Below are 13682 nucleotides of genomic sequence, written 5' to 3' on the forward strand. Positions count from 1 at the left end.
CTAGTGTGTTGTAGGGATTGGAGCGGTTTTATGAGCAGGTTATCGGTTATGGCGTATATTTTTGGTGCTGTCTTTTTTCTTGTAAGTTGCTCTTTTGCAGTATTTTACGGATATAAGGTCCTTACTCATGATTTGCCTGTAGAAAATAAGCCAGTTGAAAAGTATGATTATCATTTTGTTCTAGTCCCAGAAGAACTCGATAATGAATATTGGCGACTTGTAGAGCAAGGGGCAAAGGCAGCTGCCAAGGACTATGGTGTGATGTTAGAATATGCCGGTCCTAAGCAAGCAAATATTGATGATCATTTAAAGACTATTGAAATGTCAGCGGCGTCCAAAGTCGATGGAATCCTGACACAGGGATTGAGTGATGAACAATTTACACCATTAATTGATCGTGTCGTAGCGAGTGGGATTCCAGTGATTACCGTCGATACCGATGCTGCGAATAGTAAACGGATGGCCTATATTGGAACGGATAATTATTATTCTGGATTTTTAGCAGGTAAGGCATTGATTCAAGATACAAAGGGACAAGCCAATGTGGCGATCATTACTGGTAGTTTTTATGCAAACCATCAGCAGCAGCGGGTAAAGGGATTTCAGGATGCGGTTAAAGGTGAAAAAGGAATCCATATTATCGATATTGTAGAATCCGAAATTAGTAGAGTCCGAGCAGCAGAAAAGGCCTACCAGATCATAAAGGATCATCCAGAGGTTAATGCCTTTTACGGGACAAGTGCGTTAGACGGAATTGGCATTGCCCAAGTGGTCGATAGATTTGTTAAACCAGGAAAGATTTATATTGTTGGATTTGATACATTACCGGAATCACTTGAGTACATTCGGAAGGGAACCATCCAGGCTACAGTGGTTCAGGAGCCCTATGAAATGGGGTATCGTGCGGTAAAAATGATGATAAACCTCATCCAAGGGAAACCTGTCGAACCCATCGTCCACACGAACACCAGAATTATGAGGATCGGGGATTTACCCGTAAGCCATCTGTACAGAATGGAGGAGAGTAATTGATATTATTTAGAATTAAATCGAAACTACTCCTTTATTTTATCGTCCTGGTTGTTTTGTTAACATCGGTTGGATTCTTTTTCTATAACAGCAGTGAAAAGCTAGTCACTGAATATGAGGATAGCTTTGAACGATTTCTGCTGCTGAATGATATTTCAAAGAGGACCAATTTAGTTACAGAAAATCTTCGTGGCTATCTCTTAGATAAGGAAACTTCCTATCTAAAAGATTATAAAAAACAAAAGCTTAAGTTAATTAATGACCAAAAGCGACTTAATGAAGAATTGAACAGCAATGATATCACACTTACGAATTATAAAAATATGATTGACAGCTTCTTAGACGAGTGCGATGCAACCGTAGGGGCATTCCAAAAGGACGATATTAACAGCTATTCCAATCATTTTAATGGAGTCTTGAAAATCGCTGCCTTCCTACAAGAAAGTACCCTAGCACTGTTAAATAATAAACTGACTGATTATCAAAATTTCTATGAACAAATGGAAACGCAAAATCATTACTATAAGTTATTGTCCATCTCTCTATTTGCAGCAGCATTTTTTCTTAGTACGCTAATCGCTTTGTGGATTTCGGGCGGGATTACTAAACCAATTAGCCTGTTATCAGAAGCGGCAAAGCAAATTTCGAAAGGGAATTTAACTGGAGAAGATATTAAAATCACGACAAAAGATGAGTTAAAGCCTTTAACGGAAACTTTCAACCAAATGCGTACAAACTTACGGCAGCTCGTTACAGAAATTAAACAAAAGTCGGAATTAGATAAGCTCTTAAAAGAATTGGAGTTAAAGAGTCTCCAAAATCAAATCAATCCTCATTTCCTATTCAATACATTGAATACAGTTTCAAAAATGGCCTATTTGGAAGAAGCGGAGCAGACTACAAGATTAATAGAAGCTGTTGCTGCCATACTAAGGTATAACTTGAGTGATTTCGACAAGGCCTCAACGCTAAGAGAAGAAGTGAGAATTGTTCAAGAGTATTTTTATATCCAACAAACACGTTTTGGGGAACGGATTCAATTTGTGACCGACATCGAGGATGATTGTTTAGATATTGAAATTCCTAGTTTAATTCTTCAGCCGTTAATCGAAAACGCTTTCATGCATGGGGTAGAATCCTACGAAGAAAATGGGATCATCCGTCTTCATATATACAGGCATAATCATCAGATTTACGTCGAAGTCATTGATAACGGTACGGGAATGGACGATATCACCAAGAATAGATTGCTCAAATATGTAGAGTGTATCGAACCAGAAGAACGATACGAAGCTGAAAAATCAAAAGGTCAGTCAACGGGTATTGGTGTGAAAAATGTGATCAGAAGGCTGCAGCTCTTTTATCAAAGAAATGACATTGTTGAAATTGAATCAGAAGTGGACCATGGAACCAATTTTAGACTTACGATTCCTGACGTTACCAAAGGGGGAAAAGGCCTTGTTGAAAATTCTTATTGTGGATGATGAAGTCTTGGAGCGGACGGCATTAACGAAGATCATTAACCGTTCATCCATGGACGTAATCGTCATTGGAGAAGCCCCTAATGGGAGAAAGGCAATTGAAATGGCCATGGAACGTCGGCCTGATATCATTTTTATGGATATAAAAATGCCGGGAATAGATGGCGTTCAAGCTGTCAAAGCGATAAAAAAAATCGACCCTGGAATTCGGTTTATTATGGTCTCCGCCTTTAATACGTTTGAATATGCAAAGGAAGTAATGCAGCAGGGGGTTAAGGAATACATCTTAAAACCCAGCAGAAAACAAGATATTCTTGCCGCATTAGAGCGCGTTTCTAGTGAAATCCTAGAGGAGAGTAAACAGCGGGAAGAGCAGCAAAATTTGCGCCAAAACCTGGACCGTGCCGTATCGATCGCGCAAAAAGAATGGGTATCATCGGTATTAGTTAATCAAGTCCAGGATATTACCTTTGATGAATGGGGGCAGCTGCTTGGGGTTGAAATTACTTCAGGGTATATCATGCTTTTCTCACTGCGGCCTCGAGGCATGCCGGAATTTTCAGCAGTTGAAAAACAGAACTGGTATTTATGGCTTAAGGATACCCTTAATTCTGTCGTGAAGAAACAGGAAATGATGGTTGGGCCGTTAACTGACGCACAGGTACCTGTTTTGTTCCTCTGTAAAAAAGCGACGGAAAAGGTCCAATTTAAAACCAATGCGCAGGCGGTCATCGATGGTCTGAACAGTCTTTTTGAAAAGAAATACTTGGCTGCGGACCTAAGGATTGGGGTCGGTCTTCCTTATAACCATGCACATGAACTAAATAAATCTTATCATGAAGCGCTAATGGCCCTGCAGCACCTTGTAAAAACTCCAAATCGAAAATATTTATTTGCAGTTAAACAAGGGTCTACTGAACTCCCTTCTCAATCAGGGGTGTTAGAGATTGAGAAGAAACTATTAGAAGCTGTCCGGCAGGGAGATGTCAATCAGGTCTTATTCATCTTTGAATCGTTTGCAACGATGCTGGCAGATGATAAGAAAATAAAAGGGTCACTAGTTAAAAAGTCATTTGATGAATTGTTTATTCTTATTTCCCGAATGCTCCATGATTTAGGTATAAGCTATGAACGAACACCTGCAGTGGATGAGTCTGAGGATATTATGGCGATTTTTGAAAAAGGAAAGGCCCATTTATTAGCCGTCGTTCAACATGTCCAGGTGTGGCGAAACAATCACGCTAAGGGCATGCTCCATAAGGCAAAGGAATATATCGAAAACCATTATGCAGCTTCGATTACATTGGAATTAGTGGCAGAATATGTGGAGCTTAGTCCCTATTATTTTAGCAAATTATTTAAAGATCGTTTTGGGATGACCTTTATTGATTATGTGACGGAAATAAGAATCAAGCATGCCAAAGCTGAAATGGTTGACCCAGGAAAAAGCTTGAAGGAAATATGCTATTCGATTGGCTACAAGGATCCAAACTATTTTAGCCGCGTGTTTAAAAAGCATACAGGCTTATCGCCAACAGAATTTCGTAAAGTAACAGTAGGTTAATATTATTTCTCTAATGGGATCAATCCGTCGTAGTGGATTGTTCTCATTTTTTTTATAAAAAATAAAGCGTTTGCAAAAAAGTCTAGGTAATCACAAATTAATGCTAGACTTTTGACCTATTGAAGCGAATCCCCCCATGCTAACATAAGTGTAAGGGCTTACACCAAGGTTAAGTGGAGCGGTTCTGCTGCCTTACCAGAGTCTTTACTAAATAGTAAAAGGAGAATGACAACATGTTTAAAAAGAAAAAAGGTCTAATTCTATCTTTAACAGTTGCATCTAGTATTCTATTAGCAACAGGATGCAGTGATTCAACAAGCGGTACAGATTCTGGAAAGAGCAAGGACAACAGTCTTCCAGCAGTTGGCGCAACTATTTACAAATTTGATGACAACTTCATGTCCTATGTTCGCCGTGCAATGGAGACTTCAGCAAAAGATAAAGTAAAGCTCATGCTAAATGACTCCCAAAACGACCAAGCAAAACAGATTGAACAAGTTGATACCCTAATTGCTAAAGGAGCAAAATCTCTAGCAATTAACCTGGTTGATCCAAAAGCAGCGCAAACCATTGTGGACAAAGCAAAAGCAAAAGATCTTCCTGTTATCTTCTTTAATAAAGAGCCTGATGCAAGTGTATTAAAAGGCTATGATAAAGCTTATTATGTTGGAACAACATCTTCAGAATCAGGTGTACTTCAAGGTGAACTGATTGCAAAAGCTTGGGAAGCTAACAAAGATAAATATGACAAAAACAAAGATGGCAAGCTTCAATACGTTTTACTAAAAGGTGAACCAGGACACCCAGATGCAGAAGCTCGTACAAAATTTGCAGTGGATACTGTCAAAGAAAAAGGAATTCAAGTGGAAGAATTAGCTATGGATACGGCGATGTGGGATGCAATGAAAGCAACTGAAAAAATGGATGCTTGGCTTGCAAAATACAATGACAAAATCGAATTTGTTATTGCCAACAACGATGGTATGGCATTAGGTGCAATTGCATCTCTTGAAAAAGCAGGCTACTTCTCCGGCGACAAGTTCATGCCTGTTGTAGGTGTTGACGCGATTCCAGAAGCACTTGAAATGATTGAAAATGGTAAAATGGTTGGTTCCATCTTAAATGATGCGAAAAACCAAGGTAGCGCAACGATCGAGCTAGCAGCAAATGCAGCAAATGGCAAAGATGTACTAGACGGAACTGAGTGGAAGCTAGACGATAATAAAGCAGTTCGTGTTCCTTACATCGAAGTAACAAAAGATAATATCCAAGTTGGTAGAGACGCTTATAAGTAAGAAAAGCAGAAGCGCCTGTCCAGGGGCGACAGGCATAAGACGAGCCGGCGAGAAGGTTGCTCTTTGCCCTTCTTGACGGATTGGCATATGACCCCGAGCCCCTAGGCGCTGGAGCTAGACAGTAAGAAAAGCAGAAGCGCCTTGTCCAGGGGCTGGAATCAGCCCTTAGGCGCTCTTCGAACAAAGGAAAAGCGGACGCTTTTCCTTCGTTCGGGGTAAGACTCCAAATATTTGGAGCTGGATACCGTAAAATAATTATTACTCTCTTTAAAAGTTTGAGAAGCATCCCATGGAGCTCTCATCCTTTTTTAAATGGTTTCAGAGGAGGTTCGCTCATGTCAGAATCAAGTACAACGAATTTACTAGAAATGCTGAATATAACAAAAAGGTTCCCAGGGGTACTCGCTTTAGACAATGTTTCCCTAAAAGTAAAGCCTGGATCGGTACATGCCTTAATGGGCGAAAACGGTGCAGGAAAATCGACGTTAATGAAATGCTTATTCGGCATTTATTCGATGGATGAAGGAAAAATTCTCTTTGGTGGGAAAGAAGTTTCCTTTGCCAATTCGAAGCAAGCCCTCGAAAACGGAGTTTCCATGGTGCACCAAGAACTAAATCAGGTACGTCAACAGAATGTTATGGACAATATTTGGCTGGGGCGTTATCCGAAAAAGGGCATTTTCATCGATGAGAAGAAAATGTACGAAGATACTGCAGCTATTTTTAAAAGTCTTGATATCAGTATTAATCCACGTAGTAAGGTGAGCACGCTTTCTGTTTCCGAAATGCAGATGGTGGAAATTGCAAAAGCTGTTTCCTATCATTCTAAAATTATAGTAATGGACGAACCAACCTCCTCTCTAACAGAGACGGAAGTAAATCATCTGTTCAGAATCATCAAAAGGCTTCAAAGTGAGAACGTTGCGATTATCTATATTTCACACAAAATGGAGGAAATCTTAAAGATTTCTGACGAAGTAACAATCATGCGTGATGGTCAGTATATAGGAACAAAAAGTTCGAAGGACCTAACAACCGATGAAATTATTAAATTGATGGTAGGACGTGACCTTTCACAACGGTTCCCTGAAAAAATAAACAAACCAGGGGAATTAATATTGAAAGTATCTGATTTGACTGCAGAAACACAGCCTTCTTTTTCTAATGTCGGCTTCGAGTTAAGAAAAGGCGAAATCTTAGGTATTGCCGGATTGGTTGGCTCGAAACGTACCGAGGTGGTTGAAGCATTATTCGGGATGAGGGCGCTAACATCAGGAACGATTGAATTAAATGGCAAGGTAGTTAAAAACCATTCACCGCAGCAAGCCATCAAAAATGGATTTGCCCTTGTGACGGAAGAAAGAAGATCAACCGGTATTTTCCCAGAACTAAGCATTAGCTTTAACTCAATCATTTCTAACATGAAGCAATATAAAACAAAAAGCGGATTCTTATCTGACCGCAAAGTCGCCGATGATACCCAGTGGGTAATTGACTCCATGAAGGTAAAGACACCTTCTCAAAAGACATCGATTGGAAGTCTATCAGGTGGTAACCAACAAAAGGTAATTATTGGCCGATGGCTGCTAACAAAACCAGATATTTTATTGCTTGATGAACCAACTAGGGGAATTGATGTCGGGGCAAAGTTTGAAATTTATCAACTCATTAACCAATTAGCTGCGGAAGGAAAAGGAATTATCATGATTTCTTCCGAAATGCCTGAGCTTTTGGGTGTAACCGACCGAATTTTAGTCATGAGTAATGGAAAAGCAGCTGGAATTGTTGAGACTCACGCAACATCTCAGGAAGAAATTATGCAATTAGCAGCTTTGTATTAGGAGGAATGGATATGAATACTCAAGCTTCAAAAAAATCAAGCGTATCAAAATGGCTTGTTGATAACGTAATTTATGTAGTTTTAATCCTTCTTGTCGTCGGGATTGTCGCTGCTTCTCCGGACTTTTTATCGATGACGAACTTAATTAATATCTTAAGTCAATCATCCTCACGTATTATTATCGCACTTGGGGTAGCTGGTATCTTAATTACTGCAGGTACTGACCTTTCAGCGGGCCGGATGGTTGGACTTGCAGCCGTCATATCAGCCTCGATGCTGCAAGCAGGGGATTATGCTTATCGAATGTATCCAAACCTGCCGGAATTACCGTTAATTGTTCCGATTGTCATTGCGATGGTAGCAACAGGTCTCATTTCAGCATTAAACGGTGTCATTGTAGCAAAATTTCACGTTCCTCCATTCATTGCTACCTTAGGTATGATGATTGGTGTTTACGGACTAACTTCGATTTATTTTGACCGCCCGCCATATGGTGCGCAGCCAATTGGCGGATTAAGCCAAGCTTTTACAACTTTTGCGCAACGCGGAATAAAAATTGGCCAATATGAATTTCCATATCTCATTATTTATGCCATTGTAGTATCACTTATCATTTGGGTGATTTGGAATAAAACACAGCTAGGAAAAAATATGTATGCCATTGGTGGAAACCCAGAAGCTGCTAAGGTTTCGGGTGTAAACGTAGCAAGAAACCTGATTATCATCTACACGATCGCAGGTCTTCTATACGGCTTAACAGGTACGCTGGAAGCTGGACGTGTAGGTAGTGCAACAAACAACACAGGTAACATGTATGAACTAGATGCAATCGCAGCCTGCGTAGTCGGCGGTGTATCACTATCAGGTGGAATTGGAACCGTCCCTGGTGTTATCACAGGGGTACTGATTTTCCAAGTCATCAACTACGGTTTAGCCTTCCTTGGCGTAAGCCCATACATTCAATTCATCGTAAAAGGCTTAATCATCATCGTCGCAGTAGCCTTCGACATGCGCAAACACGCAAAGAAAAAATAAGTAGATTAGTATTAAAAATTTGGTGTCAGGCACCGTTCGTGGACAAATGTCCACGAACGGTGCCTGACACCTTTTTATATTTTGTGATGTTACCAATACATACAAACTATAAAACATTTTGTGTGTAAGATTTGATGTTTTGTCTAATGACAGGTCTAGGCAGTGGTGTATAATTAGGTTATTGACTGAATATTTACATAAATTTAGCAATAAGCTTACTTTGGACCCCAGAACAGCTTAAAAATCAAAAGTCCGCAAATTTCTGTTTTTATCCTCCACGAGATTTTTAACAATGAATTATGCACTTAATCTCAGATAAAAAAGGGAGTGTTTAATCATGCAACGACAAAAATTAGTGATTAATGGAGAAAGACTGAAGACGACATTGGAACAATTTGCAAACTTTGGCCGGACAGAAAACAATGGGGTCACAAGGTTGTCTTTATCAAAGGAAGATATTCGGGTAAGAGATTACTTCCGTTCCTGCTGCGAGGAATTAGGGTTAACTGTCAAGGTTGATGATATGGGCTGCATGTATGCGACACTGGCTGGAACAGAAGATAAGCCTCCAATTCTTATTGGATCCCATTTGGATTCGGTGAAAAAAGGCGGCCGTTTCGATGGCGTCTTAGGGGTTGTGGCAGGTTTAGAAGTGGTTCGAACGTTGGTCGAGAATCAAATTAAACCACAAATTCCAGTCACGATTGTTAACTTTACGAATGAAGAAGGTGCGCGGTTTGAGCCTTCAATGATGGCTTCTGGTGTACTCTCTGGTAAATTTGAGAAGTCAGTTATGTTAAAAAAGGTAGATTCAGAGGGAGTTACTTTTGGGGAGGCTTTAAAGTCGAGCGGGTACGAAGGCGATGTGGAGAATCGATTGAAAGAGGCATCGGCCCTTTTAGAGCTCCACATTGAGCAAGGCCCAATCCTTGAAAAGGAAGCACTCACAATCGGTGTCGTCGAATGTGTAGTGGGAATGGCTTGCTATGAGATTGAAGTAACAGGGGAATCTGACCATGCTGGCACAACTCCAATGAATATGAGAAAAGATGCCTTGTTTGCCACTAATAACTTAATCAATGAAATCCGCAGGCGGTTAGGAGTTTTAGATGAAGATTTAGTCTTCACGATTGGCAGAGTAAACGTGTACCCAAGCATCCATACGGTCATTCCGAACAAGGTGGTCTTTACTCTTGAAGCACGCCACAAGGACATGGAAATTGTCCGCACGGTTAAAAACATCATCGAAGCACTTCCGAATTTAAAGTCGTTAATTGAAGGCTGTGAGGTAAAAACAACAAAATTATGGGATCGGGACACGGTTTGGTTCGAACCAGAAGTCTGCCAACTTTTAGAAGAATCGGCACGGTCGCTCGGCTACTCTAATAGAAGAATGGTAAGTGGTGCCGGCCATGATGCACAATTCATTGCTAGCTTTGTTCCAACGGCTATGCTATTTGTCCCTAGTATTAACGGCAAAAGCCATTGTGAAGAAGAGTTAACCACTTGGGAAGATTGCGAAAAAGGGATCAATGTTTTATTAGATACGGTTTTAACGATGTTAGCAAAATAGTTTTTAATTAAATAAGCTAGCTTTAAAGGGACCTTTTCGTGATGCGGAAGGGTCTCTTTTTTTTTTGGTGATCTTTTTTTAAAAAAGTTCTGTATTGTAAAATTTGCCAGTAAAGTGTAAAATTACACTATTATATATTAACGGTGTAACTACTTTGTTGGTAAAAAGGAGCGTTGATATGGGGAAAAAAGTAAAGTTCATATTGTTGTATTTTGGGATTGTGCCGCTTGTAGTTTCATTTGGAGAATTAGCAATACTGATGGAGTTTGATCATATCCTTTTAGCATCATTGCCTGTCTTGATTATCTTCGGATGCCTTGCTGGGTTTCTAGCTAGTAAAAAACTCCTTAAGCAGGCCAACTTGAAAGACTATCTGATCCTTGTCCTTGTTCCTCTTGCCTATACAGCAGTATTGTGGGCTGTATTTATGCTGATAAGCAGCGGGTTTTACGGAGGTGATGCTTGGTTGTACTATAGTGTTTTTCATCTGGCCTTCGCACCAATCTATTTTATGGCCATCCTTTTGGGGGAAGGAAGATTATTTCTGTGGGCACCGTTAGCCTATGAATTTTCCTTTGTTTTAGGAGTATTGTTTGCCGTGTTGAAAAGGAGGACGCGCCCAGCCTTTAATAAAAAGCAACTTCTGTCTGTAGTGTTGGTGTTTGTGCTTGCAATGGGTACGGGTGCGGCTGTTCAATGGCACCGTAGTCAAACGGTCCTGCCATCGTATGGTTTTAAATATGGAGGGGGATATTCTAGTACGGATCTCTATCCTTATGATGTTAACAACCCAGATAATATCCTGCCAAAGCTGAAAACTGCCTCAACCTTTACAATCAAAAACCCGAGTGAAATGCCTATTTTAGATGGAGCGGAAGCGGCGTTCCCGGTTTATTCTGCCTTTGCCAATGCAGCCTATGAAAATATCGAAAAGGTTTATCAAGAATACGGGGAGGTCGTCACCTTCACCAATACGATTTATGCTTATGAACGGCTTATAACAGGAGATGTCGATATATACTTTGGAGCAGAGCCATCGAAACAACAGCAGCAAATGGCGAAAGAGGCAGGAAAAGAACTGGTTATGACCCCGATTGGTAAGGAAGCGTTTGTCTTCTTTGTTAATCACTACAATAAGATTGATAGCTTAGCTGTTTCAGAGATTAAAGACATCTACTCGGGAAAAATAAAAAACTGGTCAAAATTCGGCGGCAAGAACGAAAAAATTATTGCCTTTCAACGCCCCGAAAATTCAGGAAGCCAAACCCTGTTGGAGAAAATAATGGGCGATACGCCAATTATGAAGCCCCTGAAAGAAGATGTACCTGAAGGGATGGGCGGGATTATTGAACAGGTTGCTGATTACCGAAACTACGACAACTCGATTGGTTTTTCATTTCGCTTCTTTGCAACCGGAATGAAGGCGAACACTGACATTAAACTACTTGCTATTAATGGGATTGAACCAACTCCTGAAAACATCGCGAGCGGTAAATACCCATTCACCGCCTCCCTTTACGCAATCACAGTGAAGGACAACAAAAAAATGCGAACAATCCAACCGTTCCTGAAATGGATGCAGGGGCCACAAGGGCAGGAGCTCGTTGAAGAGATTGGCTATATTAAAGTTGGGAAGGAATAGGGTATTAAAATAGGGTGTCAGGCACCGTCCGTGGACACTTCCTCGATTTATCCACCCTGTGTGGACACTTATCGTTAATTTATAGGAATAATATTACAGTTTGGACAAAAAGTGAGGGGCACTTGGATGCACTTCGCTTTTTATTTTGCTCCTCGTAATTTTGATTTTCAAAAAACTTCGGATATCGCCTTAGGACTCTAATTTTGGCACACTTCTTGCATATTAAATGAGTGTAACTAACACTAATTTCATTTAATTCTTTCAGGAGGTGCATCAAAGTGAATAAAATTATTTCAATAGAGGAAATTTCCTCCATTCTGACAGATGGAATGACCATTATGGCAGGTGGGTTTATGGGGGTAGGTACACCACAAGAACTGGTAACTGCCATGCTTGAAGCAGATGTGAAGGATTTAACGCTAATCGCAAATGATACCGCTTTCGTCGAAACGGGTGTAGGACCATTAATTGTAAACAAACGAGTAAAGAAAGTAATTGCATCACATATTGGCACAAACCCTGAAACCGGCAAACAAATGATTGCAGGTGAACTGGAAGTGGAACTAGTTCCCCAGGGAACACTTGCTGAACGTGTTCGTGCCGGAGGGTCTGGCCTTGGCGGAGTGTTGACTCCCACCGGTGTTGGAACTGTTGTCGAAGAAGGTAAAGAAAAAATCATCGTCGATGGCCGAGAATATTTACTCGAAAAACCGCTTCGCGCTGAAGTTGCCCTTCTTAAAGCATTTAAAGCAGATAAAGCAGGCAATTTGATTTATCATCGTTCGGCCCGGAATTTTAACCCATTGATGGCCCTAGCAGCAGATCTCGTGATTGTTCAAGTAGAACAAATCGTTGAAGTTGGAGAAATTGACCCGGATGAAGTAATGACACCCGGAATCTTGGTTGATAAAATTTTCGTTCAGGGAGGTAGTCGATAATGATTAATACACTCGTGAATCCAAAACAAGTGATCGCTGCTCGTGTTGCGAGGGAATTGCAAGATGGAGATGTAGTTAACCTGGGGATTGGACTGCCGACTATGGTCCCAAACTACCTGCCTGAAAATGTTAACGTCATTCTCCAATCTGAAAATGGATATATTGGACTCGGGCCTGTAGACGGAGATATTGATCCGGATTTGGTTAATGCGGGTGGGCAGCCTTCGGGTATTAATCCAGGAGGTGCATTCTTCGATAGCCTTTTTTCATTCGAATTGATCCGTGGAGGACATGTGGATGTAACGGTTCTAGGAGGACTAGAGGTTGATGCGAAAGGCAACCTTGCTAACTGGATGGTTCCTGGAAAAATGGTGCCTGGTATGGGTGGAGCAATGGATTTAGTTACTGGAGCCAAGAAAGTTATTGTAGCAATGGAACATATGGCCAAAAACGGATCATCCAAAATATTAGAACAATGTCGATTGCCTTTGACTGGAAAGGGCGTAGTGGACCTGATTGTGACGGAACTAGCGGTCTTTCGTGTAACAGCTGAGGGATTGGTGCTTGAAGAACTTCAAGATGGTGTCAAACTTGATACCGTTAAGGAAAAAACAGAAGCTGCGTTTACGATCAATCCAGCTATCTTAAAAGCAAAAAACGGTTAATTAATGCGGAAAAGTATTCGATTTTTTGCAAATAAAGCAACCTACAACTTATTAGTTCAGGATGGAAAGGTTTATGCGTGATGTTGTAATTGTAAGTGCTGTTCGTACAGCGATTGGTAGTTTTATGGGGGCATTAAGTAACACCCCGCCCCAGAATTAGGTGCAATTGTGATCAAAGAAGCCTTAAATCGTGCAGGTGTAACCGGTGAACAAGTGGATGAAGTCACCATGGGAAACGTGCTTCAAGCTGGTCTTGGTCAAGGTCCTGCCCGTCAAGCTTCCATCAAAGCGGGTTTGCCTATTGAAGTTTCTTCGATGGCGCGGCTGCCCTAGTTCTGATGATAGAAAATGAAAAGTAAATCGAGTTTCATAGATTCCGAGGGATTAGGCATTTATCAAATGCTGTTAAAGCTAGTGTTTTAAATAAACCGATTCCGAAAAAACGGAAAATTCCGGATACTCGGAATCTGATCGCACTGAATTTTCCGAATTTACGGAATCATAAACGAGAGAATAAAAGGTGGTTTTTGGCAAGGTATAGTTATAAACTTTTAATTTAGTATAATACTTGTATGATAATAAAGGAAATTTACATTTTTGAGAAATTAATAACCGATTTT

The 13682-nt window shown here is 40.6% G+C and carries 10 protein-coding genes and 1 pseudogene; all 11 read left to right on the forward strand.

What is annotated here, in order from left to right; genetic code table 11:
* Positions 1-30 precede the first annotated feature (30 nt).
* Entirely contained in the window at positions 31-1032 is a 1002-nt protein-coding gene (locus CCK98_RS02990; RefSeq protein ID WP_088085223.1) for a sugar-binding protein, read from the forward strand.
* Positions 1029-2513, forward strand: a complete 1485-nt coding sequence (locus CCK98_RS02995; protein WP_256942240.1) for a sensor histidine kinase — start codon at positions 1029-1031, stop codon at positions 2511-2513. Before CCK98_RS02990 ends, CCK98_RS02995 begins: the two co-directional genes overlap by 4 nt.
* Positions 2488-4074, forward strand: coding sequence for a response regulator (locus CCK98_RS03000; RefSeq protein ID WP_088085224.1), 1587 nt, complete (start codon positions 2488-2490; stop codon positions 4072-4074). The genes CCK98_RS02995 and CCK98_RS03000 overlap by 26 nt, the downstream gene beginning before the upstream one ends.
* A 233-nt stretch (positions 4075-4307) precedes the next feature.
* Entirely contained in the window at positions 4308-5369 is a 1062-nt protein-coding gene (gene mglB, locus CCK98_RS03005; RefSeq protein WP_088085225.1) for a galactose/glucose ABC transporter substrate-binding protein MglB, read from the forward strand.
* Between the two features lie 335 nt (positions 5370-5704).
* Complete coding sequence (mglA, locus tag CCK98_RS03010) at positions 5705-7210, forward strand: galactose/methyl galactoside ABC transporter ATP-binding protein MglA (RefSeq protein ID WP_088085226.1); 1506 nt, start codon at positions 5705-5707, stop codon at positions 7208-7210.
* Between the two features lie 11 nt (positions 7211-7221).
* Positions 7222-8244, forward strand: a complete 1023-nt coding sequence (mglC, locus tag CCK98_RS03015; protein WP_088085227.1) for a galactose/methyl galactoside ABC transporter permease MglC — start codon at positions 7222-7224, stop codon at positions 8242-8244.
* Positions 8245-8581: 337 nt separating this feature from the next.
* Positions 8582-9817, forward strand: a complete 1236-nt coding sequence (locus tag CCK98_RS03020; RefSeq protein WP_088085228.1) for a Zn-dependent hydrolase — start codon at positions 8582-8584, stop codon at positions 9815-9817.
* Positions 9818-9995: 178 nt separating this feature from the next.
* The gene (locus tag CCK98_RS03025; protein WP_088085229.1) at positions 9996-11459 is read left to right on the forward strand and encodes a PstS family phosphate ABC transporter substrate-binding protein; all 1464 of its coding nucleotides are present in this window, start codon (positions 9996-9998) and stop codon (positions 11457-11459) included.
* Between the two features lie 278 nt (positions 11460-11737).
* Positions 11738-12397 (forward strand): acetate CoA-transferase subunit alpha, encoded by a 660-nt coding sequence (gene atoD, locus CCK98_RS03030; RefSeq protein WP_088085230.1) that lies wholly within the window; start codon positions 11738-11740, stop codon positions 12395-12397.
* On the forward strand, positions 12397-13062 hold the full coding sequence (locus tag CCK98_RS03035) for a 3-oxoacid CoA-transferase subunit B (RefSeq protein WP_088085231.1): 666 nt from the start codon (positions 12397-12399) through the stop codon (positions 13060-13062). Before atoD ends, CCK98_RS03035 begins: the two co-directional genes overlap by 1 nt.
* A 73-nt stretch (positions 13063-13135) precedes the next feature.
* Positions 13136-13380: pseudogene (locus CCK98_RS03040) on the forward strand (acetyl-CoA C-acyltransferase); the annotation flags it as partial.
* Positions 13381-13682: the final 302 nt, after the last annotated feature.

The organism is Bacillus sp. OV166, from assembly GCF_900177675.1.
Taxonomy (GTDB): domain Bacteria; phylum Bacillota; class Bacilli; order Bacillales; family Cytobacillaceae; genus Neobacillus.